At 34.1% G+C, this 26,947-nt stretch carries 24 protein-coding genes and 1 tRNA gene; 13 read left to right on the forward strand and 12 right to left on the reverse strand.

Annotated features, from left to right (window positions below; genetic code table 11):
• Nucleotides 1-208: 208 nt before the first annotated feature.
• The 6 genes from ELS83_RS13470 to ELS83_RS13495 form a co-directional block, all read right to left on the reverse strand.
• On the reverse strand, nucleotides 209-697 hold the full coding sequence (locus ELS83_RS13470) for a hypothetical protein (protein ID WP_171596080.1): 489 nt from the start codon (nucleotides 695-697) through the stop codon (nucleotides 209-211).
• A gap of 245 nt (nucleotides 698-942) precedes the next feature.
• A complete protein-coding gene (locus ELS83_RS13475; RefSeq protein ID WP_171596081.1) occupies nucleotides 943-1,797 on the reverse strand; it encodes a toll/interleukin-1 receptor domain-containing protein in 855 nt (284 codons plus the stop codon).
• 174 nt (nucleotides 1,798-1,971) lie between these two features.
• A complete protein-coding gene (locus tag ELS83_RS13480; protein WP_171596082.1) occupies nucleotides 1,972-2,460 on the reverse strand; it encodes a hypothetical protein in 489 nt (162 codons plus the stop codon).
• A gap of 19 nt (nucleotides 2,461-2,479) precedes the next feature.
• On the reverse strand, nucleotides 2,480-3,298 hold the full coding sequence (locus ELS83_RS13485; RefSeq protein WP_171596083.1) for a hypothetical protein: 819 nt from the start codon (nucleotides 3,296-3,298) through the stop codon (nucleotides 2,480-2,482).
• 528 nt (nucleotides 3,299-3,826) lie between these two features.
• Nucleotides 3,827-4,609, reverse strand: a complete 783-nt coding sequence (locus tag ELS83_RS13490) for a hypothetical protein (protein ID WP_171596084.1) — start codon at nucleotides 4,607-4,609, stop codon at nucleotides 3,827-3,829.
• 18 nt (nucleotides 4,610-4,627) lie between these two features.
• A complete protein-coding gene (locus ELS83_RS13495; RefSeq protein WP_171596085.1) occupies nucleotides 4,628-5,251 on the reverse strand; it encodes a helix-turn-helix domain-containing protein in 624 nt (207 codons plus the stop codon).
• Between the two features lie 135 nt (nucleotides 5,252-5,386).
• Between ELS83_RS13495 and ELS83_RS13500 the strand changes: the two genes are divergently transcribed.
• The 11 genes from ELS83_RS13500 (at nucleotide 5,387) to ELS83_RS13550 (ending at nucleotide 13,669) form a co-directional block, all read left to right on the forward strand.
• Nucleotides 5,387-5,623: a helix-turn-helix domain-containing protein gene (locus ELS83_RS13500; RefSeq protein ID WP_171596086.1), complete on the forward strand. Its 237-nt coding sequence runs from the start codon at nucleotides 5,387-5,389 to the stop codon at nucleotides 5,621-5,623.
• A 43-nt stretch (nucleotides 5,624-5,666) separates the two neighbouring features.
• Nucleotides 5,667-5,960, forward strand: a complete 294-nt coding sequence (locus tag ELS83_RS13505; RefSeq protein ID WP_171596087.1) for a helix-turn-helix domain-containing protein — start codon at nucleotides 5,667-5,669, stop codon at nucleotides 5,958-5,960.
• 439 nt (nucleotides 5,961-6,399) lie between these two features.
• Nucleotides 6,400-7,743 carry a hypothetical protein gene (locus tag ELS83_RS13510; RefSeq protein WP_171596088.1) on the forward strand — a complete coding sequence of 448 codons (1,344 nt, stop codon included), beginning with the start codon at nucleotides 6,400-6,402 and terminating at the stop codon, nucleotides 7,741-7,743.
• Nucleotides 7,740-8,369 (forward strand): recombinase family protein, encoded by a 630-nt coding sequence (locus ELS83_RS13515; RefSeq protein ID WP_171596089.1) that lies wholly within the window; start codon nucleotides 7,740-7,742, stop codon nucleotides 8,367-8,369. The genes ELS83_RS13510 and ELS83_RS13515 overlap by 4 nt, the downstream gene beginning before the upstream one ends.
• 132 nt (nucleotides 8,370-8,501) lie before the next feature.
• A complete protein-coding gene (locus ELS83_RS13520) occupies nucleotides 8,502-8,738 on the forward strand; it encodes a hypothetical protein (protein ID WP_171596090.1) in 237 nt (78 codons plus the stop codon).
• A 33-nt stretch (nucleotides 8,739-8,771) separates the two neighbouring features.
• Nucleotides 8,772-9,101 carry a hypothetical protein gene (locus ELS83_RS13525; RefSeq protein ID WP_171596091.1) on the forward strand — a complete coding sequence of 110 codons (330 nt, stop codon included), beginning with the start codon at nucleotides 8,772-8,774 and terminating at the stop codon, nucleotides 9,099-9,101.
• A 90-nt stretch (nucleotides 9,102-9,191) separates the two neighbouring features.
• Nucleotides 9,192-9,875, forward strand: coding sequence for a hypothetical protein (locus ELS83_RS13530; protein ID WP_171596092.1), 684 nt, complete (start codon nucleotides 9,192-9,194; stop codon nucleotides 9,873-9,875).
• A gap of 910 nt (nucleotides 9,876-10,785) precedes the next feature.
• Nucleotides 10,786-11,262, forward strand: a complete 477-nt coding sequence (locus tag ELS83_RS13535) for a toll/interleukin-1 receptor domain-containing protein (RefSeq protein WP_171596093.1) — start codon at nucleotides 10,786-10,788, stop codon at nucleotides 11,260-11,262.
• A 4-nt stretch (nucleotides 11,263-11,266) separates the two neighbouring features.
• Nucleotides 11,267-12,007, forward strand: coding sequence for a TIR domain-containing protein (locus ELS83_RS13540; RefSeq protein WP_171596094.1), 741 nt, complete (start codon nucleotides 11,267-11,269; stop codon nucleotides 12,005-12,007).
• Nucleotides 11,994-12,668 carry a hypothetical protein gene (locus tag ELS83_RS13545; RefSeq protein WP_171596095.1) on the forward strand — a complete coding sequence of 225 codons (675 nt, stop codon included), beginning with the start codon at nucleotides 11,994-11,996 and terminating at the stop codon, nucleotides 12,666-12,668. Before ELS83_RS13540 ends, ELS83_RS13545 begins: the two co-directional genes overlap by 14 nt.
• A 164-nt stretch (nucleotides 12,669-12,832) precedes the next feature.
• On the forward strand, nucleotides 12,833-13,669 hold the full coding sequence (locus tag ELS83_RS13550) for a hypothetical protein (protein ID WP_171596096.1): 837 nt from the start codon (nucleotides 12,833-12,835) through the stop codon (nucleotides 13,667-13,669).
• Between the two features lie 579 nt (nucleotides 13,670-14,248).
• Here the strand turns inward: ELS83_RS13550 and ELS83_RS13555 are convergent.
• Nucleotides 14,249-18,367: an NACHT domain-containing protein gene (locus ELS83_RS13555; protein WP_171596097.1), complete on the reverse strand. Its 4,119-nt coding sequence runs from the start codon at nucleotides 18,365-18,367 to the stop codon at nucleotides 14,249-14,251.
• 162 nt (nucleotides 18,368-18,529) lie between these two features.
• Between ELS83_RS13555 and ELS83_RS13560 the strand changes: the two genes are divergently transcribed.
• Nucleotides 18,530-18,763, forward strand: a complete 234-nt coding sequence (locus ELS83_RS13560) for a hypothetical protein (protein ID WP_171596098.1) — start codon at nucleotides 18,530-18,532, stop codon at nucleotides 18,761-18,763.
• A 533-nt stretch (nucleotides 18,764-19,296) separates the two neighbouring features.
• On the opposite strand, the gene ELS83_RS13565 is transcribed toward ELS83_RS13560, so the two are convergent.
• Nucleotides 19,297-19,367: transfer RNA gene (locus ELS83_RS13565), tRNA-Cys, on the reverse strand.
• 117 nt (nucleotides 19,368-19,484) lie between these two features.
• Entirely contained in the window at nucleotides 19,485-19,835 is a 351-nt protein-coding gene (gene folB, locus ELS83_RS13570; RefSeq protein WP_171596099.1) for a dihydroneopterin aldolase, read from the reverse strand.
• Between the two features lie 300 nt (nucleotides 19,836-20,135).
• On the opposite strand from folB, the gene ELS83_RS13575 reads away from it, so the two are divergent.
• On the forward strand, nucleotides 20,136-21,848 hold the full coding sequence (locus tag ELS83_RS13575; protein WP_171596100.1) for a glutamine--tRNA ligase/YqeY domain fusion protein: 1,713 nt from the start codon (nucleotides 20,136-20,138) through the stop codon (nucleotides 21,846-21,848).
• A 90-nt stretch (nucleotides 21,849-21,938) separates the two neighbouring features.
• On the opposite strand, the gene gltX is transcribed toward ELS83_RS13575, so the two are convergent.
• From gltX to ELS83_RS13590, 3 genes are all read right to left on the reverse strand, one after another.
• Nucleotides 21,939-23,471, reverse strand: coding sequence for a glutamate--tRNA ligase (gltX, locus tag ELS83_RS13580; RefSeq protein WP_171596101.1), 1,533 nt, complete (start codon nucleotides 23,469-23,471; stop codon nucleotides 21,939-21,941).
• Nucleotides 23,472-23,549: 78 nt separating this feature from the next.
• Nucleotides 23,550-23,936 (reverse strand): response regulator, encoded by a 387-nt coding sequence (locus ELS83_RS13585; RefSeq protein WP_171596102.1) that lies wholly within the window; start codon nucleotides 23,934-23,936, stop codon nucleotides 23,550-23,552.
• Nucleotides 23,937-24,340: 404 nt separating this feature from the next.
• On the reverse strand, nucleotides 24,341-26,893 hold the full coding sequence (locus ELS83_RS13590) for an adenosylcobalamin-dependent ribonucleoside-diphosphate reductase (protein ID WP_171596103.1): 2,553 nt from the start codon (nucleotides 26,891-26,893) through the stop codon (nucleotides 24,341-24,343).
• Nucleotides 26,894-26,947: the final 54 nt, after the last annotated feature.

The raw sequence follows: 26,947 nt of genomic DNA on the forward strand, positions 1-26,947 counted from the left end.
CATCCGACATAAAATCTTTTGCATCCATAATGTGTGATTTAAAAGTTTGACTTTCAACCTAAAGTTATTTCCGATTTTTTTCTTGAGCTAATTTTGGGCTCAGAAAAAATCAGAATAACTTTAGTTACACACTTTATGGGATACTACTAAGTTAAGCTTTTTGTTTTTTATACCTGACGGATTGTTATTTTTGTTGAACGCTTAGTTGTTATGCACAGTTATATTTTTTGATTATTACGTCATTTCGCTTCTCAGTTAGTTCGATATAATACCCACAATGATATCCCAAGTCATTTATGTAAGCATCCAGTTTTTTATGATCTTGCCCTGCTTTTCCGTTTTTCCATTGGACTTTTACTTCAATTATGGCATAGTTGTCAGCAGTATCTCTATTATGAATTATTATGTCTGGAAATACTCTTGAGCCATTATCATCTTCTTCACTAACTGAACCATTAGATAAACAAACTGTTTTAGCGAAATAATCTCCTTCTGTATATTCAATACCCCAAGAAGTTTTTCTCCCCATCCTATTGTACTCACAATCTACGTGAAGTGATGGAAATAATTCTTGAAGATAAATACCCATCCTGTGAGTTAAAGTTCTTTCATTTATGTTGAGATTTTTTTGAAGCAAATAAGTATCCAGCTTATATAGCTTGTCTAACATCAAATCTATTTCTTTATCAAATTTCATTGTTGAGAATTATTTAAATTTTGGGTCTTTTTTAATTGTCCATAACGGCTCACATATGAGTAATGCGGGGTTTAACCCACAACTGTCTCAAATAGCTAATTAGCCAAAACTACGATTTACAGTTAACTTTCAAATTTTAATTTGCTCGTCAAATCGTAGATTTGGCAGGGCTCAAATACCGCACAAATTCTCAGAAATGCTGCGTTCCTTGCATTACTTATGATGCATTGTTAGTGGATTACTTCTTATAACGATTTAACTAATTCATCAAATCCATGGTCAAAAGATTTTGTAAAATCAGCATATCTTTTATCAGAGAATAATGGTGGTATATCACAATCTTCTATAAGTGCAGGTAAAACAAATACGTTTCTTTTATTTAATTCAACCATTAAACCTGAATTCATTTCTTTTTTTACCCATGGCTTATTTATTGAATCTTTAGAGAATAAAACAACCATAAAGGATGAATCTTGGATTCCATCATTTATTTTATCTACAATTGAATCTCCAACTTTAATTTCCCATTCATCAAACCAAACTTGATATCCACTTTTCGTTAAATTTTCCGCAATTTTCCTTGCACTATTCTTGTTTTCAGAAGCATGTGCTATAAATACTTTGTAATCTTTCATAAATTTAATAACAGGTCTACCTTTTTCTGCGAATTCCTCATATAAATCCATGGGCAATTTAATGTCTCTTCTTATATACTTATAACCCATAAATGTCAAATCGAAAACAACATATTTCTGCGTGTGATTTTTTATATTTAATTGAAGAAATAAATCCTTTCTTGGCACCGAATTAATAGTCCAGTGATAATGGTGTATGTGTTTTATTTTTTTCACCATTCTATTAAAAGTACCTTCTTGAAAGAAATCTTTGACCGAATCATCCTCTTTTACAAAGCTTGAAATTAGATAACGTTTAGTCAATTCTTCAATAAAAATATTCTCTATTTGATAATTCTTTATAAATTCAAACGTATACACCTTTTTTTCACCCACATAAGCATATTCAAATACCCAATCAAAGTATGTATGTGAATCAATTCTTGAAACAATTGCTTTTCCTGATAAAAATGATATTTCTCTCATTGTTTATTGTTTATGATGGACGGCTCTTGTATTGCCACTAACGTTGAGCATATGCAAAGTAGGCGATTGCTGGCTTCAAACTTTTCAAACCGTTACAATTTTGAAGGGGGCTAAAGCCCTTGAACTTACTACTATCTCGCCTATTTTGTACTTACATTGTTGTGCGTGCGTTCTTTATTCAATCGTACCGAAATTTGTTAAGAAATCTTCATCCGCAACTAAACCATTTAGTGTTTTTCTCTTAACGATCTTATTTGAAATATCTATCTCATACTTATCTGGAGAAATAGCCCTAAACGGAACTTTACCTTCCTCTGTTCCATTATTAATCATTCTTAATCCAGACACGCTCCACGTAATTGAAAACTTTTTATCATCAAGCATGTAAGCATAAATATATTCGATATCATCAAATCGTTCAATAAAATCAAATTCTTCACCCTCGCCAAAATCATAATTTAAAGAATAGTAGTTTATTTCTTTTATAATCCCTTTTTTTCCGTTGTCTAAAATGATTATATCACCAACCGCAAATGGGCATAACCTTTCTGCTTCTTTATTCAATAAATCGTCAAGCTTCTTTCTCATTGGTTTGACTTCATCCAATATCAATTGCTTTAGTTTTGCTCTTGCCTCTTGAATCTCCTTTGTATTATCAGCCATAATATTTTAATCTTCATTATTAGTTAACAATTTCATAGTCTTCTGCCATAAAATCTTTGACATTAAATGCATAATTCTTCTCGTCTTTCATTGGGTTATCAGTGATTCTGATATATTTCTCCTTTATATTAAATACTAATCTATTTTGTGAATATTTTGCAGCAAAACTTGAAATAAAAAATTGAGGAATTATTTGAAAAACACACTCTATTTCTGCTAATAACTTGCTATCAAAGTCAATTAGGTAATTCGCGTCATGTGTAACCTTATGTCTTATTTCAAATCCTTTTTCCAATACACGATCAACGTTCTCTTTAAATACTCCATCATGAATCCATTTAAATATTAATGAATAATCTTTATGAAGAACACCTTCAAAAACCTCACTTGTAAAATACTCAGTAAGTGTTGTTGTATCTCGTTGAAAAATACTATCAAAGGCTTCCTTAGTTTGATTTAGATTTTGAAAATTATATTTTCTTGCTAAAAATTCTCCAATAGTTAAATCAAGCGGTATTTCACCTTTTAGTGACTCATTCAATTTGTCATTTATTGCTTCATCAGAATCACACAGAAAAATAAATAAATCTCTGAAGAATGTCTCCCAGCAAGTAATTAAGGAACAAACATAAAGTCCCGTAACTATTTTCAAGTTCTTATCTAGTTTTTTATTGTTTTCCTTATAATAATCAAGTTCTTTATGAATAAAATTATTTCTATCTCCTAAATTTCTTATTAGATTCATTGAAATTGTCAACATGAAGTCATCACTACTGTCAGAATTCCTTGTTTCTCTGTAATTTTTAATTTCAAGAATTTTCTTAGTTATTTTTACCATATAATTATCTCAAATCGTGTATGTTTTGGTCTCGATCTTGAATGACGCACAACTTGTATAGAAGCGCAACTAGTTACTTATACACGCCTAATATGAAGATATAAACGTAATAGTTATTTGTTTTATTAAACTTACTAAAATCTTTTTTATTTGTAGTAAAAGAGAGGGGGGGGTGAAATTAGGTTCTCTCAATTTCCTCTATGAAATCACTTCCCAGTTTAGAAGCGATAGGATAGAAATTGAATTTGATATTTTAATTTTCCTTTTCAGCCAATTTGCAAAATCAAGATTTTCAGAAATTTTGACAACAGTTATTACCTTCAATTAGATCTTTTTGAGCGGATTTAGGTACTTTAAGTTTTTGCTTATAAATCGTACCAAATTATTGTTTCCACTATTATGATGGTGTCCTTTTCATTGGTCTGATATTTTATTCCATTTTCAATGATTTTTCCGTATTCATATGGTGGGTATTGCAAAGAAGATAAGAAGAGTTAGTAGGATTACTTGTTKCATGTAAATAAGGTCTTATTTATGGGTGAACTTTATCATTTGCTTATTATTGAATACAAGATAATAATCGTCAAAAAATGATTGAACAATACCATCTTTGTAATAGGTACCCCAATTCGGGATTAATTTTAGTATTCTTCTAATCTCTTTTTCGATTTTTACATCACAGTAGGATTCAATCTTAATTTTTATAAGATTCCCTTTTTTATTGGCTGCTATAAAAAAGCCTACCTCTTCATCGAATTCTATGCTATCATCAAATAATTCCCAATTAAAATTTCGATAGATAAAGCTTTTTACGTTTTCCTTATTTATCGAATATTCAATGTTTTTTGAGTTAAACTTTTCAATATTTTGAATACTGCCATTCTTGATTTCAAATAATAGTTCTTTTTCATATACAATATCATATAAACGGGTTAATTGTCTACCAAAGCCTCCATAATAACTTCCGGTGACCCAATCAGCTTTAATTTTGCCATTAATAAATTTCGTATTAAGAATTTTTTGTAATCGTTTATTGATTTTTCGGCCAGTCGAAAAACTGTATATGTTTTGCAGATATAAGACATCATTTTCAATTACCCATTCAGCTGTAAAACCATTCCAACAACAAGAGTAAATTGATTTTTCTTTATCCTGTATTTTTTTACAAACTTCAGGGAGGATTTCTATTGGAGATCTATCTAAATATAAAGTATCGCTCCCCATTATTAGTTTATCTGAAGCTTGCATAGTGGCAAGACTATCAATGAATCCAAACAGGATTAGAGATAAAATGAAGAATGATTTTTTCATAATGATTAGGTAGTTTCTTTATGCTTCATCATCTGGGAGAATCTCATCTTCAATTTTAGTTTCATACCAGAACTCCTCTATTATTTTATGTCTGTATCTTGATATATATGGATGAAGATCTCTATAAAATGATTGAAACATTTCATTCGTTAATTCGCTAAACTGTTCAATATCTTCTTTGTGAATTGGTAAGGATTCTAATTGTAGATTAATGAATTTATTTCGGATTGAATCTATTTCTGTAAACTTACTAGAAAGGTCTTTAAAATATTCTGTCTTTCTTTTTGATTTAGAATCCTTGATGGTTGAATCGCTACTATTATAATTAACGGTTTGAAACATTAAAGCAGTATGATAATATTTAATCATTTCTAGCATCATGTTAGATTTCAAAATGATATCTGATAAGTTTTTAGAGTCATGATTATCATCTGTTTTCTTGGTGCCATCTCCAAATAATATCCAATCTGTTGATATCTCAAATTCTCTCTTAAGAGATTCTAATATTTTAGTATTTATCTCTCTTTTGCCTTGTTCAATCAACATTAATGTTGATCGGGACACGTTTAGCTTTTCAGCAAATTCATTTTGAGATAAATTTTTCTCAGTTCTCAATTCTTTAAGACGCTCAGCTACAGTCATTTTTAAATTGTTTCAAAAAATAAATTACAAAACAACTCACTAAAGAGTTGTTTTGTATTCATTTATTGCGTTGTTTTGTAATAGCGAATGAGTTGTTACGTTCGCAGTTTGTTAACCATTTTATCTCATAAAAATATGGAAAATAAAAGTAAAATAAAAGAGCTTGGAAATAAGCTTCCTAGAGGAGCTAAAATTAAAATATCACATAAGTGTGGTGTTTCCAGATCGCTTGTTACTCAGTTTTTTAATGGTAATAAAACTCCTTCATTGGGCACAATCAAAAAAATATTGGTAGCAACATGTGAAGTTGTTGAAGATTACAAAAAGGAATCGAAAGCAATAGATCTAATAGTTGACACTATAAATCTTTAATGAGTATAAAACAACTCTTCAATCTATATTATACAGCGCAAATATGACTGAGAAAATACTACAAGTCTCTGAAATGAATGCTTCAGATCTGACAAAACAATTTCAATTACTTACACAAAAGCTGTCTGAGTTAGAGCAATATATCAAGCCAGTAAAACAAGAAACTCTATTAAGCCCTAAAGATGTTATGGAGTGGCTTAAGATTACTCCTCCTACATTAAATGATTGGGCTAAAAAAGGCATATTAACCAGATATAAATTAGGTAACCGAGCTTTTTATAAGAAAGAAGAAATAATTGAGAGTTTAGACGGTTCGAAATATTCAGATAGACTATGATTACATTTTCAAATAGATCCAATTTAGTATTTCGAATCTTGTTTTTATTCTTAGCTATTGGGGCTTTAATAGGAGTTTTCTACGGAGTCTACTTTCACATATTTTCATGCCTTGCATTTATAAGTGTATATGTGTTTTCTGCACCGGAAAGAAAAACTAAAAGTAAGCCTGTAAAAAACTGCACAAAAGAAACTTACATTCTAAAACTAAATGTAGCACGCCAATAAAAATAGGTACAGATACACCATTTTTTCAGATTGAAAAATTCTGAAAAATCCGACTTTGGAAAGCAGGATACGCACAAATTTTTGATACGCATGCACCATTATTTTTGGACAAATAACTAACCGCCTTTTATACTCCTCTCTCACCAGTGATAGATTGCATTATCATAGAACTTACTGACTTTGATATCAGCCAGTGGTTAAACCACTCAAAGTTGAAATTCAATGTATTGACCTCAATTGATACCGGTGAGTTAATTGGCAGTAAAAAAGCATATTACAATGGTTTGGAGTTTACCATAGAACCCAAAGGGAAAGTAAAAATCAAAGGATCTATCCATAAGTATTACAATGAAGGATTACACAATGGAGATCGTTTTACATTTGATGATTTTGTAAAGGCAGTTAGCCTCCTTTCAGAGTTCGGAGTAATACCGGAAAAGGCCCTACTAAGAGGTTTTGAAATTGGTCTGAATTTGGATACTACCAAGTCAAAAATAGATACCAAAGGCTTTTTAGATAGCATCTTATATTGTCGTGGCGTGGAAGGTTCAGACATGGAAATAAACGGGAAAACCGGTTATGGGTACCGCTTTAAAACCACCAACACCACATACAAGTTCTACGATAAGATGGAACAAGCCTGTTTACAGTCAGAAAGGCTGCGCATAGAAACCAAGTTCACCAAAATGAGGGCTGTTGAAAGTTTCCATATTAGAACTTTGGCCGATTTAATGAATAAGGAAAAACTTAGCAAGTTGATAGCTGCTAAGTATGTAAGATTCATTGATGAAACCATTTTCTTTGAATGGAATCAGATCAAGACACCTCGCAGGCTTCCAATTAAATACAGAAACAAATTCAGGGATTTAAGAAATCCTGATTGGTGGATAAAGGATGATCGTTGCCGGAAGGAAAGAAACCAAAACAAAAAGCTACTGGAAAAACTCATAGACAAGTACGCCAAACGCAACATTAAAACCATCCTGAAAGACCTAATTCTATTGGAACTTCAAGCCTTTTCACGCAGTAAAAAAGGGGACAGATACACCGAATTTGAAAGCCTTTTCTTCCCAAACCCAATCAATACAAACAACGCAGAAAAAAAGGGTACGAATACACCATGTATTGTATGGTGCGATCCGGCCGACCAGAGGGAGGTAAAAAAAGAGAAAAGATATTGTGAGGTATGCGGAAAGGAAATCACACACCAAAGAAAAGGTTCAAAATATTGTTCCCATAACAGAAAGTGCAGGGATACGGCCTATAACCTTAAAATTTCAGAAAAGAGAAAAACCAAAAGGCTAAAGCAGGAAAAAGAGATTACCAAAATTATAAAGGAAATCGGTAGCCAGTTGCAGCTTGTCAGAACTACCAACCCCAAAAACAAAAGAAATCATCCAAGAGGAAAACCAATGAGAAGAACCTCAATAGTTGTTTCGGCCAATGGGAGAAAAAGATACTTCCACGGCTCGGCAGCAAGATTCTTTATACAAGAATTTGAAAAGAAGACAGAATCAAATGATATCAACCCTAAAACTAAATTAAAGAGCGCATGAGCACAGATAAGAAAGTCTACAAATATGCCAGAGTTTCAACCATAGGACAAAAGGAAGATCGTCAGGTGGATGGTCTCAAAGATGTAGATGGTGAATTGGTCATAGATAAACATTCCGGTATGGTACCCTTTGAAGAAAGACCAGCAGGAAAGATCATACTAGATGCAGTTGAGAAAGGTAAAATCTCTGGGCTGGTAGTCTGGAATTTTGACCGCTTGGGTAGAAATGTATCAGACATGCTAAAAACCCTTGAAATCATGAAAGACAATGAGATCACGGTTACCATTCAGAAAATTGGAATGAAAAGTTACATCAACGGCCACTACAATCAAATGTTTGACTTCATGTCCGCCTTAATGGTTTTGGCTGCAAGAATGGAATATGACCGGATCAAGGAAAGACAAGCTGAAGGAATTGCCATTGCCAAAGCAAAAGGAATTTACAAGCTACATGCCGGTAAAGGAAAAATGACAGATGAGCAATTCGAAAAACAACATGAAGACATTATCGAATTGTTGGGAGATGGAAAGTCGATCAGGAATATTGCCAAGTTGGTTAAAAAATCAGTTTCCACCGTTCAGCGAGTCAAAAAGCATTTAGACACACAAAAAGCGTATTCAAATTAGCCTCACCACAATGAATACACAAAAAGAGTCAGTATTGATGCTTTTGACCCTATTCAGGTGTGAGGACAAAAGGCTATACGCTAAAATGAATACAAAACAAGAATTTCATTCAAACCACTACATAAATTAAAAATGAATTACAGAACAATGAACCGAAAGGAACTTGCCATTGAATTGGGAGTTTCTTATTCAACCCTAAATCGGAGGATCAAAAAAATGGATCCCGTATTTCGAAAGCAGATAAAAGGAGATCAAGTGCTATTCGAAGAACAAGTACGATACATCCATGAAAATATCGATTTGAGAAAACGATCAGAAATTGGTCTTGGAAAAGATCAAATGAAAAAGTTAAAAGAAGGACAAGTGTAAAATCAAGAAGTAAAGACGATAAGAATTTTAAAAATGCAAGACAGTAAGAAAAAGGCTTTGATAGATATCATAGAATCCATGGTGATTGTGGAAAGGACATTTACGGCCATTGAAAGATTAACCGGAGGAATTGAATTAACCATGAAACTCTCTAAATGGTGGTCATTAATCACCTTGTTAGGATTGGATTCTACAAGTGATGAAATAGAAGTAGACAAAGCTTGTGAAGAGTGTAGAGATACTTTTTTAGAGATCAGTCAGTGTGATTTATCCAGTGAAAAGGCAGCAGAAACCATTTACAACGAATTTGACCGGATTATCACCAGAACACTTGCCAAGTATCCAAAGTTGAAAGCAGCATAGATTAAAAGGTGAAACCGGATATACAGGATAATCCACCATAGATATAAAATCAGAATCATTTATACCAACAATTAAAAACACATAGAAAAAATGGAATGCGAAGTATGTAATAAGCCCATCATAGGGAAAAGATCAGATAGTCGTTACTGCTCTATAAGTTGCAGGAACAAGGCTTATAAAATAAGAGTAGAATTAAGACGAGAAAAGGAGTTAGAGGACTCAGAAGATACTTTAACGGCCCAAGACTTGGAATTTTTAGCAGCAAGGCAAATTAAAGCGGAAACCATCCAAGAACTACGAAGCTTGGATCGGGAACACTTTAATGCAATTATGAGCCTTAAAACCGAGTATGAGAGCAAAATTAAAACACTGGAAGATACTAACCTTAAAAATGATTTTAAGATCGAGAGATTACAGGATAAAATCAGTGATTTAAAAGAGAAGCATGCAAAGGAGTTGACTGAAGCAAGTACAAATACCACTAAGGATACTGTAACGGCTATTTCTCAAATGCCAGCCATTCAAACCGCATTAGGAGCCTTTGCAAGTAATGTGATTCCTATCAAGTCAGAGGGATTATCCGGTGTAGAGGAGCAAATTAGCATACAAGAAAGGCAGATTGTAGACTCTATAAGACGCATGCAACCAGACATACAGGAAAACTTAATACAAGTACTGTACTTCCTATTTGCCAAGAATCATGAGGAACAGATGCAGATATTTAGAACTTTACAGGCCTATTTTGAATCCTCGAATGAGGATGAAGACATTTAAAAGGTTCTTCTAAACCACTTCTAAATATCCTATCATGGGGCTAATTGGTGTTTCTGACTCAGTTTAATAGCTGATATTCAGAAATATTGATTGGTCTTTTTTCTTTTCCAACGAGTGTTATCCTTCTTTAAGGTACTTTGAAGGAAGATAAAGTTATTTTTAATCCATCTCTTTTATCCTGAAAATGAGAAGTGAAAGCTTCAAATCCCAATCCTGAAATCATTTATCTGTCTGAAAGGTACTTCAAGGGAGTTTAAAAGAGTTTATCCCTGATATTCAGCATAAAGAAAAAATGCCTAATCAATGGAATAAGAACATTTTACAAAAACAAATTTCATCACTCCATACAGGCATTATCCCTATTATCCTGCTTCAAAGGTGGGAAACCGTTTATTTTCTCCACACTAAAAATCACATTAACAAACTTATTTTTAATTGATAACAAGTCTTTTGAAAATCTGATTACAAAGTAATTTCTAACCAATATGTAGGAAACGTCTCAAGATATCTAAGTGATACTTAATAACAACTAAATTGATTTTGAGAAAGGTATTCTCCTTTAGACTCCTTTTAGGTATCTAAGCTTTTTAATGTTTGTATAGATATAAATCAAAATTCACTTGGGAATACAATCTTTTTATACAAGGCATACCAACAATGAATCACTTACTTATATAATATTAATTAATTTAGTCTTAATAGATATTGTATAAGTGTCAAACAATTATATTATGATTCTAATATGATTCGTAATCAATATGTTAATTTTAAAGTTCATGATTGATTAATAAATCATGAAAAGTATTAAACAATAACACTTTTTAAGAAGAATATGAGAGAAATAACAACCATATGGTTGTTATAACATAGTTGACCACTATTAAAATACAACTTATAAACTAGATAAATAATGGCAAAAGTATTTATAAGTCATCAAAAAAGAGATCGTGAGCAGGCTAAGCAAATTGCGGATTATTTAAAGTCTGTTAATATTGATGTGTATTTTGATGAATTCGACAGAGAATTACAACAAGCAGATAGAGACGATAATCCTAAGGGTGTTGTTGCTGCAATAAAAAAGGGCATTAGAAGTTCAACTCATATGTTATGCATTATTTCTCCAAATACCTTATACTCTAAATGGGTTCCTTTTGAGGTTGGATATGGATATGATACTACAGAATTAGCTACTTTAACACTTCAAGGGATTAGGAATTCTGATTTGCCAGATTATATAAAAACAGCACCCATTATTCGAGATATTTACGATATTAATCAGTTTGTAAGAAAACATGGAAGCTCAGTTATACTTGAAAGTCGCAATTATTCAGATTACAAAAGTTCTTTACATCCTCTTAGTAATGTAATGGACGCAATCATAACATAGTATCATGGCAATTCCAAGACATAAAGTATTTATAAGTTTTCAGCATGGGTGTCAAGAGAAAAACAAACCATGCGGAACAAAATATATTCTACGTACACCTTCACCACAATTAGGTATACTTTCAACTATTCAAAATCCATTGGTTTCAATTCCAATAGTAGAATTTAATAAATGTAATGGCTATTGTGGTCGAAATAGATTAAATCCATTTCAATTAAACTCAAAATGTAGTAATTACGATATTTGTGGAAACTATTGGAAAGAACGTTTTGAACACCTTTTTTCTTTGAATACGGATGGTTTTGTTAATAAAGCAGTAAATGATGGTGATATTGCATTAGGTTTAAAAACTGAAACGATTAGGCAAAAAATTAGAGATGAATTTATTGCAGATGCCACGGTTACGGTAGTGCTTATTGGTCCGAAAACATGGAGCCGAAAATATGTAGATTGGGAAATTGGTTCTAGTATAAGAGCTAGTCAAAAAAATCCAAGGTGTGGTTTAATTGGTATTTTTTTGCCAACACATCCAGATTATGGGAAACCAAATTATCATCCTAACATCATTCCACCAAGACTTTATGATAACCATAAAAATGGTTTTGCATCTTTGCATCATTGGTCAGAGAATCCTGAAATAGTTCAAGGGTGGATTCATGATGCTTTTGTTAGAAGAAATAGGATAAATCCAGATAATTCCTATCCAAGTTTTATAAATAATAAATCAGCAAATGGTTGGCAATAAAGTGCAAATAATTGATGTGTCATTTGACAAAATAGATTGGGTCTTTACTATGTCTATTAGCGTAATTGCTCTTGCAATCTCAGTATTATTAATAATAGTAGGATATCAAATATTTAAATACCTATTTAATTGGAAAAAAAATAATGTCCAAAATGAGATAGTGCCTGTTAAATTAAAATATAAATTGGGTAATGCTGAAATTGAATATGAGGTAAAAAGGAGTTATCAAAATATTGAAATCGCTCATAAAATATACATTGAACTCATTACTCGCAAAGCTGCAATTGAAATCGATAAAGACAAAGATGTTATAGTTGAAGTTTATAATTCATGGTATTCATTGTTTCAAGTCACTAGAGAAGAGTTGAAACAACTTTCAGGTAATTTATTACTTGTTAATGACTCTTCCGAGTCTTTAATTAAATTATTATCTGATGTTTTAAACATCGGACTAAGACCACATCTTACAGAATATCAGGCAAAGTTTCGTAAATGGTATCAAGAAAAATTATTGGAAGATGAAAGTAATGGTAGAAGTCCTCAGCAGATTCAAAAAGATTATGATGACTATAACAATTTGATTAACTCGATGAAAGATGTGAATAGACTTCTTATTGATTATGCAAAAGAGTTAAAGAAAATTATAAAAGGCAAGGAATAACAGTGTCAACAAAAAATATACGTAATGCGGGCTATTGTGCTGGCTTTTAACTTTAAAGCGATATCTAAATTGTGTAGAGGTTTGATAGGTTTGAACATTGAAATTCTGCACTCCGCATATTTATACCTTTGTAAACAATACAGGCTAAGAAAGTAACATCAAATATGAAAATTAAAGTTGGAAACTGGAAAGTTGACTCAAGGACATTAATTCGCTTAGAATGGAGAAAATATTATCCAAAACTCATAATACAAGAAAAGTTTGAAAAACATATAAAGTGGATTCTAAGAGGATTAGCGCTTCTTGGTATTCTTATTAGTTTTTTCGTTTTACCCTACCACGTTGGAATAATTGTAACCATTGTGTTATTTGCCATTCAGACTCTAATAGAAAAGGCATTGTTTGAATATTCCGTCATGATTGTACAACCATTTCCTGACTTTAAAATTGACTATGACCAATGGGTGACCAATGGGTACTTCATAACAAACGAAGAAGTTGAAGGATACGAGAATTATCCAAACTATTTTGGACCTGCTTATAAGGATGAGAACTATGCTTACAATTTTTTTTCATACATAAGAGAGTGGAATCAAAATAGTGACACAGATTTTGATAATAATATTTGCATATCCTTTATTTATGAAGATGATGTTAGTTATTCGACTTACTTGTATGCTAATCCAGATAGAAAATGGTTAGATGAATCATTTAATAGCGAAAAAGATAAAATGAAGTTGGAGAAATATGGCAAAGAACAACAATCTATGGTTATACAAATGGTTTATTGGAAAAATTTGAAAATGACTAATGGTATGTTCTTTACTCAATTCATCGAATCACAAAAGAAAAGAGAGAAAAAGGAATTTTACTTTGCTCCATTTATACATAAAAATGGAAAGATTGGATATATAGATGAATTGAAGGTATTAAAAGTAGATTTCAAAGTTAAAGGACGGTCAGAGTTAACTGAAAATGAAGTCGAATATCATCATAGATAAGTACTGCTTACATAATTTCATAGTTCATAACGGGTTAAGTGCTAACTTCAAGGTTAAGTTCTCGCATAAACTCTGGTGTGATTTGATAGAGTAACTTTCCGTAATCCGCTGTCCCCCATACAATTTAACGGCTGACGATAATTTATTGAAACTAGATGCAAATAGATTAAATGAAAAAAGGAAATTAGACTTAATAATAGATACTAATATGTATTTGATTCTGATTTGAATAGAAAGCATATCATATTGGCGGTAAACCATGCCCATTGAAACCAGAGAATCTTTACAAATTTTATGACACGAATCTTTTAAGTATTGCTTCGTTGCATGAGAACTATTTCTGGCTATCAAAACCTGAAAGTTTTAATGATCCTTTTGACTGTAATTTAAATCTAATAGAGTTTGAAAATAAGGACAATTTACTAAGCTTTGAATCAGTTAAAAGAAAATGCGTTTCAAATATTGGAGTAACTTGTTTTACTGAAGAAATAAATGAGTCCTTAATGTGTCCAATTAGCTTTGACATTATACAATTAGCACCCAGAAATCCAGAATTAGTACCTCTAATTTCTTTTGTATTTAGATCGAACAATCTAAACCTACAACTTTAATATCGGTGTCATTATATAAATCTTTTAGTTTGTTAATCTGCGTTTTGAATTCACTTCTCTTCTTTACTAGGTTGACAATAAGAAAGATTCCTTGAGTTGTACCAAATCCTTTAGGATAATTTGTAATCTTTTTCTTATAGCGATGGCAGCTTTGATAGTAATCACCTTTCTTCTTTAGTTTTACTTCGTTGTTATCGCTTAGCTTGATTTCTATTATTATTCTACCACTCAAGCCATATGAAACCAAAAAATCCGGTTTTTTGTCATTTAAGAGCTGAGGTTCACGAATAACGTTTAAATCCGCTTCACGAAATTCTCTCCTTAGAAAGCCTAGTTCAAATTGCGATTTAATAGTTTTTTGAACAAATTCTTCATGGGCTTTAGCTGGTTTTCTAGTTTTTCCTTTACTATTATCATTCTTTATTAAATCAAAATCATAAAAGATACGATATCCTCCTTCCGACCTAGCCCAGCGATTAATGTCAGTTTCAATGATATCTTCAGCTACATTGATCAAATCTATTGTTGAATAGATCGAACTGAAGTGTTTGTCTTTTTGGATATTGTATTTTCTTACTGAATCCCTTATATTCTTGGGTTTAGATAGGTAATTCATATAGATTCTCTTGGCTTCAAATAGTTTATATTTTAGCCAATTAACTCCTTTTTTAGATTCATTTTTTAATATCCATTTTTCAAATCGATCAATTGGGATGTAATTTTTATTTGTTTTAAGGTTATTGAGATACATACAAAATAACTCAAGTAGATACTGAGAGTATAACTCCATCTTTTCATTATTTTCGCTTACTCTTAGGGCGAAGTTCAGTAGTTTCTCAAAATCATCATATAATTTTAAATCAGGATCAGAAATCTCAAGTAATGCCCTACCAAAAGTTTTACTGGTTAATTCGGACTCTTCACCAGATACTATTCGAGCTCCTTCTGACCTAGGTCTAGTGAATTCAAATGCTCTTTCATTTAGTTGTTTAAATCTCCATTTTATAGCACTTTCATTACGATAACGAATTATTAATTGTGTATTTGCTTCTTCCGCTACTTTAAGATCATCATCATTACTTTTCGAGAATTTTTCAAATATTTTTAAAAAGTATTCTTCATTGTCTAAGAGTATGCCAAGAAGATTTAATGATTCTATTCTGTAATATCGATCTATATTTGATGCATCCAGATCTACAAAGTATTGAAGAACTGGAATTGCTTCTTTTATATGATATTTTTTAGCGGTTGCAATTAATGCATTGGGCAAATGGGTTTTTATATCATCAGAAGCGCTGCTGTCATAAACTTCCATTAGGGAGTTTATTTCATCATTAGTGATTTGATTGCCCAATAAGGTGAGAACGTTGCGAACGGTATCATTATATGAAAAGGGCAGGATTTGAATTATATTCTTACGAAACTCAGTAATATTAATATTTAATTCGTTATTATATTTTGATAGTAAGTTTACGCATGCTATAAATTCATGAATCCAGTTTGTTACGGTGTATGTGCTTCCATTATTCGTTTTTTCAGTAATTTCAAGTTTAGCACTTTTAGGAGATCTCTGTAAGATATTTATAATTAAATCTTTGAGTCTTTCTTTATCTTCAGATGTTAATTTATTTATTAATTTTTCATGGTTAATTATGTAGTAATCAAAAAGATCAGACATGTATCTGTCTTTTTCTGGTTCAAGTTTATAAAGGAATTCAGCATATACAGATTCATCAGATGATTCTTTTTGGGGATGCCTCTTGTCATATTCCAGCCAGTGTTGCTTGTTTTCCTCGTATTCTTTATGCAATACCCTTTTAGCTATTTCGACTACAGATATCTTCTCAGGATATCTATTTTCAATTGTTAAGAAGACGCTTAAAATTTGTACAGATGGGAATAAGGTTGAAAATTTCTCTATAAATTTCTCAGTTTGTTCTTCTTCAATTAGATGGGCAAAACAAGTTGTAATATCATAGTAGTTACTATTCTTATTATTCGAAGTACTAATATTAGTCATTAAATGGAAAAGATAATTTTTATCGTGTGACTTTAGTAAATCAAGTAAAGAGAATATGAATTTACCACTTTTTAATTCCCAAATTCTATCATTCAAATAGACGTTGAGAATGATGTTATTTAATAGTGTTGAAATTTCTTGATCCCAGAATTTATCAACATTATCTAGGAAGTGAATTAAGTTGTGATCAATTTCTTTTCTCCATTGATCTTCAAATTGGGAATTAAATTTTATTAATAGTCTTCTATTTTCTAAGCATGAACTTAGAAAGTTTAAAATACTTTCTTTTTTATTCAATTTAGAAATTGCTTCCCGGGCATAGTAGTCTAGCATCGACATTGAAGGACTCAAGAATGCTTTTATGAAGTGTTGAATTGAGAAATCGTCATCAGGATTTATTTTAGCACAGCCCCGTATAAATTTCTCCTTATATAAACCTCCTCCTAATTCATAAGTATCTTGAATTTCTTTTAAAGAATCAATATCATTAAAGGAAATTAGAGCTTCCAAAATAAATCGAGAGTATGCGGAATCAGCTAGGGTTTTATTTTCTTTTAGCCAGTTTGTAAAATTGCGTTTCCAATAACTAGATTCTGAGCTGACTATACTGTTTTGTTTTACTAGTCCTTTTACTATGGAAGCTGTATTGCCTCGCTTTACTTCTAGGATAACCCCTTTGCTTCTTCTTGCATCAATAGAGTTTATAAGTAGTTCTTTATTTTTAGCCGTGTAAAATGTAGGCAATGATTCTTCTACTTCAAAAGGAATCCAGATACCATTATTTTGAAAATATGTAAAAATGAAGTTAAAAATGCCAGCTTTTTCTTCTTCAGTAAAACTATTACTATTTGGTCGGATTAATTTAAAAACATCTTCGGTATGAATTATTTTGTGATTATTTCCTGTTGTAAAGTTCAATAAGCTTTTAAACAAAGTTGGGTTTAGATCTATTAAGAAAGATAAAGTATTGTACCAAGAAGGCAGTACTTCTTTTAATAGAGGATCAAATGCAAAATCAAAAATTGATTGCTCAAGGTTTCCTAAACGGTTAATTTCACTTGCTGCTAAATACTCTTGTATTTCAGTATTTTGAAACTCAATTTCATTATTAGCATTTTTCTTAATTAATGTTCTTTCCCAAAAATCCGGTATATAGTGAATACTATGAGAGGTAAAAATCTCCGATTTAACATCATCCACAATAGTCCAAAACTCTTCTTCCGTGATTAAGTTTGTTTGGTTCACCTCCATTATAAGAGCTAGTGTTTGTTGAACTCTTTTTATATAGATATTCTCGTTAATATTATTTGAAGTTAATTTGTTCGATTCAATAGAGAGGTGACTGTTAATCAACTCATCAAATAGTGAGATCTTCGTTAAATTTAAAACTTTATCAACTCCATCATGTTTGAATAAGTTTAAAAGTATTTCTAAATATCGGGGAGTTTGTATAACCGAAACTAAATGAGGGGAGCGATACTTTTTCCACACCTTATCAAATTCGTCATCGCTTAGATTACCATTTTTGAGGAACTCAAAAATACCTTGAGAATCTAATGGGGCAATTGATAAGAAGCAATCAAGAGGGATGTTAGGATTCCATTTTTCAAAATGATTAATGCGACAAGAGAGAATAATCTTAGTTTCCTTATTATCTTGAATAAACTCATTAATTTGATCTACTATACCTAAAAAATTATCTCCTTTTACTTCATCTAAAGCGTCAAAGCAAATAGTGCTCTCACTTATATTCTCTATTTCAAACTCATTCTCCTCAATACAATATTTTGTTTTAAGAATATTTATAATTTTTTTATCTTGAACTGATTTTAAATCAACGCAAATTGCATTAGGAGTATTTTTAACTAATTCACGCAACAACCTACTTTTTCCAAATCCAGGTTCTCCAAGTATAGCTACAGTTTTCTTTAATAAGATTTCTTCCCAAGTGTACCTGCTTCCATATAATCCGGTGTTTTTCTTATCAATAAGCTCACTTAGTGATGTATATTCTTTTAAATATGGGGTTATGTATTTGCATTCTTCTTGCTTTTGTGATGTTCCCATTAGAAATAAAAATAAGATTATTAATATCTTTTATGTATTTTCTCAATACCATGTCTAATGTAATAAATATTAGTTATGGTTTTAATGATATTTTGTCTTTTATTAAAGTGTATGTCTCCAGATAAAAATTGTTTAACGTTCGAGAAAAGTGAACTTTTTTACTTGAAGATATACAAGTTTCGATCTATTAAAAGATACAAGCACTATTTTGATGCCGACCAGCGGTATGATTTGGGAAGTGATACCAAAGAGCAAAACAACTTGTATGAGGATAATGCTAATGCCGGAAAATTAAAGGAACTGAAGAAAGAATTGAAAAAATACCTGGCATTTTCGGAGAGTACAAAACCAAATAATGAGTTTGGAGCCTGCTCATCTTTCCCGACAAACAACTAGATTCGTGAGTTAATTTGCATTAATCGATTACATATGTGAAAAATGAAGTTTTTCATTACGAGAGCAAGGATTATGGAATTAACATCCCATCCCTGCTACCTCATTTTCATGGATCAACTATTTGGGGAACAAAGATTTTTTCTCATTAGTTTCAAATACAGCAGGTGTGAAAACCATTCTTTATACATTTGATTCTAATAGCACGAAGAGCTATAAAGATGAATTTATTAATAAAGTACGCCACAATCCATAACTACCTAAAAATTAATAGGGAGTAAATTAGGGTATGCTTCCAAAAATCAAAATGCATAACTCACACAACAACTAATAGTTGCAAAGAAGGATTTAAGTTCTGATGGAACTTACATCTAATTCTTCAGACATATTATTGTGGAATATTCATTTCACATTTGAATATCTCCAATGGGATAATTAATTAAAGAAAATTCAAAAACGGCAACAAAAGCGGCAACATTAAAAACGAAAAAACCCGCAACTAATTATTAGTTACGGGTTTTGAGATTTTCATCTTGAGGTCTCTGGCGGATTCGAACCGCCGTAGATGGTTTTGCAGACCACTGCCTAGCCACTCGGCCAAGAGACCCTTTTTCCTTAAAGGCGTTGCAAAGATATAAATTTCTGTTTTACCTGTGCAAACTTTTTGGAAGCTTTTGTAACAAAAAAATTACAGGAAAAATGCAACGCTAGTATTATCAATAGCTTAACGGCTTAATGTTAGGCTAACTTTTTCGATTTGTCCACCCATTGGCGGGTTCATTTTCGATACTTTTACCGTTGCATGCTTCAATTCGGCGAAGTTTTCGTAGAGCATATCCAAAATTCTTTCGCAAACATGTTCCAGCAAATGCGATTTAATTTGCAGTTGCTCTTTAATTTTTTCGTAGGCACGCTGGTAGTTCAAAGCATCGCCAATATTGTCGCTTTTTGCTGCCTGGCTTGCATCGTACTCCATGCGCACATAAACGGTAAACTTGTTCCCTACAATCTGCTCCTCTTTAAAACATCCGTGATAGGCATAAAATTCCATGCCTTCCAATTCGATAATTCCCATCTGTTTGTCCTTAATATTTTGAGGCGAAATTAAAAGATTAAAAATAAAATTACGAATTACAAAAGAGGAATTACGAATATGGGGCCATATCAATGCAATTTTTTAAGCAAAATCATCCTTCCTAATGCCCAAATCGTAATTGATTTTAGCGTATTTTATCTACTTTTGTTTTTTCGTTTTCAATCTGCTACGGATGTAAAGAATTATTGTAAATTTATGTTTGTGCAATTCGAAACGAAAAGCAAGGCAGGATTCATTCGAATCCGAGACAAATCATTGTATCATTTTAAATTGAAAAACATGGATAACAAAACTGTAAAGGAAGAGAATACAAACGAAAAATCTCTGAATTTTATCCAACAGATCATCGAGGAAGATCTGCAAAACAATGTAAATGATGGAAGAGTACACACCCGATTCCCACCAGAACCAAATGGGTATCTTCACATCGGTCATGCAAAGGCAATATGCCTGAACTTTAGCCTTGCCCAACAATACCAGGGAAAATGTAATTTACGATTCGACGATACCAACCCTGTAAAGGAAGATACCGAATATGTTGATTCCATCATGGAAGACATTAAGTGGTTAGGATTCCAGTGGGATGGCGATCCATTGTACACCTCTGATTATTTCGATCAGCTGTACAATTGGGCCGTAAAACTAATTGAAGATGGTAAGGCCTATGTTGACGATCAGACTGCAGAGCAAATTGCCGAGCAGAAAGGGAGTCCAACTGTTCCGGGAACCGAGAGTCCTTTCCGTAATCGAAGTGTAGAGGAAAACCTTGATTTGTTCGCAAGAATGAAGAATGGTGAGTTTAAGGATGGAGAGAAAGTATTGCGTGCTAAAATCGATATGGCTTCACCAAACATGCACATGCGCGATCCTTTGATGTATCGTATTATGCATGCGCATCATCACCGTACTGGCGACGATTGGTGTATTTACCCGATGTATGATTACGCTCACGGCGAGTCGGATTATATCGAGGGAATTACTCACTCGATCTGTACCCTGGAATTTGAGGTGCACCGTCCGCTTTACGAGTGGTTTATCGATAACCTAACCGATACCGATTACAGGCCAAAACAGCGCGAATTTGCTCGTCTGAACCTGAGTTATACCGTAATGAGTAAGCGTAAGTTGCTCGAATTGGTAAACGATAAGCATGTAAATGGATGGGATGATCCGCGAATGCCAACCGTTTCGGGCTTGCGCCGAAGAGGTTACACGCCTGCATCTATCCGCAATTTTGCCGATACCATTGGTGTGGCAAAGCGTAACAATGTAATTGATGTTTCTTTACTTGAGTTCTGTGTTCGCGAAGATTTGAACAAAACAGCAACTCGTGTAATGGGTGTATTGGATCCGGTTAAATTGGTCATTACCAACTATGCCGAAGGAGAAGAAGAGTGGTTGACCATCGATAACAATCCGGAAGATGAAAATGCGGGAACACGCGAAATTCCATTCTCTCGTGAGCTGTATATCGAGCGCAACGACTTTATGGAAGATGCACCACGCAAATTCTTTAGAATGACTCCAGGTCGCGAGGTTCGCTTAAAAGCAGGTTATATTGTAATGTGCGAAAAAGCGGTGAAAGATGCCGATGGTAAGATCACAGAAATTCACTGTACTTACGATCCAAAATCGAAGAGTGGTAGCGGAACCGAAGAGAGCAAGCGCAAGGTAAAAGGAACCCTTCACTGGGTATCGGCCAAGCATGCTGCTAAAGCTGAAGTTCGTTTGTACGATCGCCTGTTTAACGATGAAGCGCCTGACGGGCACAAAGACAAAGACTTTAAAGATTTCATTAATCCTGATTCTTTAGAGGTTTTGAAAGCGTGTTACGTTGAGCCAATCCTGAAAGATGCGAAAGCGGAAGAGCACTTCCAGTTTACCCGTTTGGGATACTTCTCGGTTGATAAGGACACGAATGCCGATCAGCTGGTGTTTAACCGTACGGTTTCATTGAAAGATTCGTGGGCAAAAGCTCAGAAGAAAAAATAAAAGAGCTCTCGGCATACAGCTGTAAGCTACAAGACAAATAAAAAGAGGCTGCCCAAATGGACAGCCTCTTTTCTTTATTCTGTATATGGATTATTTCTTGATATTCTCCATTGCAAAATCCAACCTGGCAATCGATTCTTCTTTGCCAAGAATTTCGATAATGTCGAACATGTGAGGTCCTTTTCCGGCACCTACCATGGCCAAACGGAATGGGTTCATCACTTTTCCAAAACCAATTTCTTTGGAAGTGATCCATCCTTTTACAATTTCTTCAGAATTTGCCGATGAGAAATCTTCAATTCCTTCCAAAATGCCTTTCAATTCAGCCATTAAAGCTGGAGTATCTTCTTTCCATCCTTTTTTCACTGTTTTGGCATCGTACTCTTTTGGTGCTTCAAAGAAAAAGTTCACCTGATCCCAAAGCTCAGCAATAAAGTCAACACGATCTTTTACCATGCCGCATACACGGTTTACTTTGGCCTGATCGGCTTCAATTCCTTTTGCTTTTAATACCTCTTCGGCAAATAAGCTTCCTACTTCCTCATCGCTCTTGTTCACCAAATACTGGCGGTTGAACCATTTGGTTTTTTCAGGGTCGAATTTCGCTCCCGATTTATTTACACGCTCCAATGAGAAAGCCTGTGCAAGCTCTTCCATTGAGAAAATTTCCTGCTCGGTTCCTGGGTTCCAACCTAAGAAAGCCAACATGTTTACGAATGCTTCCGGGAAGTATCCATCTTCGCGGTATCCCGACGAAATATCATTGCTTTTCGGATCGGTCCACAACAATGGGAAAACCGGGAATCCCAATTTATCGCCATCGCGCTTGCTTAATTTTCCTTTACCAACAGGCTTTAAAATCAACGGCAGGTGAGCAAATTTTGGCATATCCGCACTCCATCCCAATTGTCTGTACAACAATACGTGCAATGGCATCGATGGCAACCACTCTTCTCCACGAATTACGTGCGAAATTTTCATCAGGTAATCGTCTACCACATTGGCAAGGTGGTAAGTCGGCATTCCATCCGATTTAAACAATACCTTATCGTCCAAAGTAGAGGTGTTGAACACCACATGACCGCGAATTTCGTCGTCCATGTGCAATTCTTCGCCAACAGGCATTTTAAAACGAACTACATAAGCTTCGCCGGCATCAATTCTTTTCTGAACCTCTTCGGCCGATAAAGCCAGCGAGTTATTTAAAGTATCACGGGTTTCGTGATTGTAGATAAAAGTCTTCTTCTCTTCTTCACATTTCTTACGGATCGCATCCAGCTCTTCCGGCGTGTCGAAGGCATAATATGCATCGCCCGAAGCAATCAGCTGGTCAGCATACTCTTTGTACATTGGCTTACGTTCCGACTGACGGTAAGGGCCAAATTCACCACCAACAGTAGCGCCTTCATCAATACTAATTCCACACCATTGCAGTGCTTCTACGATATAATCTTCGGCTCCTGGTACATATCTTGTCTGATCGGTATCTTCGATACGCAACAAAAATTCACCATTGTGCTTTCTTGCAAATAAATAGTTAAATAAGGCTGTTCTTACACCACCCATGTGCAACGGTCCTGTCGGACTTGGTGCAAATCGAACTCTGACTTTCTTTTCGCTCATTTTATTATCCGTTAATTTGGCAGCAAAGATAAGAAAATGGCAAAAGAAAAGTAAGGTGAGAAATTAAAAATGATGGAATTATAGAAAACGGGCAATCACATCTTTCAGGCCGGTAATATCAATGGGTTTGGTTACGAAATCGTCGCAACCTGCCGACATAATTTCCTCGTAAGCCTCGCCATAGTGATAAGCCGTTTGTGCAATAATGGGAATTCCCTGGTTCAATTGCTTGATATTTCGGGTTGCATCGTAGCCATTCATGATGGGCATTTGCATGTCCATTAAAATTAAATCGATATTGGGATTCTCTTCAAATAATCGGATGGCCTCTTCACCATCTTTGGCACGGATCAATTGCGCGTTGGTATCAATAAGTACTTCCTCTAAAAAAATGTAGTTAAAATCTTCGTCTTCGGCGATGAGTAATACTTTCCCTTCCCAATTGTATTCAGGAGATATGTCCATAAGTAGATTGTCTAATTTTACGCAATTTGTAGTCCTATACCAAAGTTAGAAGATTTTATGATAAGACAAAAGAAATCCGATTTTAATCTGAACTTTTTTAGTATCAAAGTAAAAAAGGGCTTCCCGAAGAAAAGCCCTAACAACAGAAATAAATTTAAACAGTCTTTTGACAAGTTCCTGAACTCACTATGGTTGATTACAAATCAACTTTCTATTTATAAGTTGTAAAACTAAATTCTAAACTGATTGAAACAAAAATAAAGCTTTTTACTTACGATACAACTGTTTTACAACAATTTTACTAATAATTCACAATAATATCTATAAACGCAATGAAGCAGGCACAAAAAAAGGAGCCTTAAAAAGACTCCTTAATTTAAAAGTGGTTTGTTATAATAAAGTGGTTATCCACACTTTGAAGTTCCACAAGACTGGCAAATCAAACATCCTTCCTGGTAGATGATATGATCCGATCCACAATCGGTACAAGTCATCCCTTTTGCTTTGGTTCCATTTGGAATGTACTTTTTAAGCGCACGTTCCACACCATTTTTCCAGGTGTTGATATTTTCGCTATCAAGCTGTAGACCTGCAACCAGGTTTACCACCTGCTCGATAGGCATGCCATGACGCAATACACCTGAAATTAATTTCGCATAGTTCCAGTATTCCTTATCGAATTTGTATGATAATCCTTCGAAAGTCGTTTTAAAACCACGCTTGTTACAGAACTGGAAGTCGTAACGTGTATTTCCTTCTGCATCCTTACGCTTGATGATAATCCCTTTGCTTACTGATTTAGGCAATAGAATACCCTCTTCATCATCGGCAATACCGGTAAAAATTTCGTAAGGCTGTCCTTTGTACAAGCCAATGAAAGCAATCCATTTTTCTTTGTTATTCTGGAAACGAACAACTTCAGCTTCCAATTCAGCAGGACGCTTCTCTGGCACCACATTGGTCTCTTCTTCTTTCTTGTCGTTAGCGATCAATACACCCGAACGAGATCCATCGCGGTAAACGGTACAACCTTTACAGCCGCTTTTCCAGGCTTCAATATACAGTTCTCCAACCAATGATTCCGGTACATCAGCAGGAAGGTTTACAGTTACACTAATCGAGTGATCCACCCATTTCTGTACTCTACCTTGCATACGAACTTTCTGCAACCAGTCAACATCATTTGAAGTTGCTTTGTAGTATGGCGATTTTTTCACCAACTCGTCCACCTCTTCATCGGTAAAATGCTGAGCTGCATTAATTCCATTTGCTTCCATCCAGGTAACAAATTTGTGGTGGAATACAACGAACTCTTCCCAGCTGTCGCCAACCTCGTCAACAAAGTCAACTCTTACATCCTTATCGTTCGGATTTACCTTACGACGACGCTTGTATACTGGCAAGAACACAGGCTCGATACCAGAAGTTGTCTGTGTCATCAAACTGGTTGTTCCTGTAGGCGCAATGGTCAAACAGGCAATGTTTCTACGACCATACTTTTCCATATCCTTGTAAAGATCCTTATCGGCTTCTTTCAAACGAAGGATAAATGGGTTTTTGCTTTCTCTTTTGATATCGAAAATATCGAAAGAACCACGATCTTTAGCCAAATAAACCGATGAACGATAAGCTTCAACAGCGATTGTCTGGTGAACTTTTTCAGAAAAATCGATGGCTTCATCGCTACCATAACACATTCCAAGGGCAGCAATCATATCTCCTTCGGCAGTAATACCAACTCCGGTTCTTCTTCCTTCGTTTGCCTTGGTTTTAATGTTGTTCCAAAGTTCTTTTTCTACTCTCTTAATTTCGCTTCCTTCCGGATCTGCATCAATCTTCTCAATAATTGCATCGATCTTTTCCAATTCCAAATCGATGATATCATCCATGATTCTCTGAGCAAGAGCTACGTGCTTCTTGAACAAGTCGAAATTAAAGCTGGCTTTTTTCGTGAATGGGTTCTCTACATAGCTGTACAGGTTAATTGCCAAAAGGCGACAGCTATCGTAAGGACACAATGGAATCTCACCACAAGGGTTGGTTGAAACGGTTCTGTATCCTAAATCGGCATAACAATCAGGCACCGATTCTTTTTCGATGGTATCCCAGAACAGAATTCCCGGCTCAGCCGATTTCCATGCATTGTGAACAATCTTGTTCCAAAGTTTATTGGCGTTAATGTCTTTTTGGTAAGTCGGATTTTTCGAATTGATCGGGTATTGCTGAGTGTATGGTTTCTCATCGATCACTGCCTGCATAAATTCATCGTGAATTTTCACAGAAACATTCGCTCCGGTTACTTTACCCTGCTCCATTTTAGCATCGATAAACTCTTCCGAATCCGGGTGCTTTACCGAAACGCTCAACATTAGCGCACCACGACGACCATCCTGGGCCACCTCGCGGGTTGAGTTGGAGTAGCGCTCCATAAATGGAACAATACCTGTAGAAGTCAATGCAGAGTTCTTTACAGGAGAACCTTTCGGACGGATATGCGACAAATCGTGTCCAACACCACCTCTACGCTTCATTAACTGTACCTGTTCCTGGTCGATTTTCATGATTCCACCATAAGAGTCAGAATCACCATCGTTACCAATTACGAAACAGTTCGACAAAGATGCAATTTGGAATTTGTTACCAATTCCCGACATTGGGCTTCCTTGAGGAACGATGTACTTAAAATCTTTCAGTACTGCGAAAATTTCTTCTTCGCTAAGAGGGTTTGGATATCGCTTCTCGATTCTTGCAATTTCACTTGCAATTCGATGATGCATATCATCCGGAGTCTTTTCATAAATATTTCCAAACGAATCTTTCAGTGCGTACTTGTTCAACCAAACACGTGCTGCCAGCTCATCTCCATTAAAATATTCGAAAGACGCTTGAAAGGCTTCTTCAGGGTTGAAAGTCTCTCTCATTTCTGCTGCTTGTTTTTGCTTCTCCTTAACTTCCATTCAGGTTCTTTAAAAAAGTGGTTTGTATTGTGAGTTTCTTATCTCTCTATATCA

It is taken from the genome of Marinifilum caeruleilacunae (genome assembly GCF_013141825.1).
GTDB classification, from domain to species: Bacteria; Bacteroidota; Bacteroidia; order Bacteroidales; family Marinifilaceae; genus Marinifilum; species Marinifilum caeruleilacunae.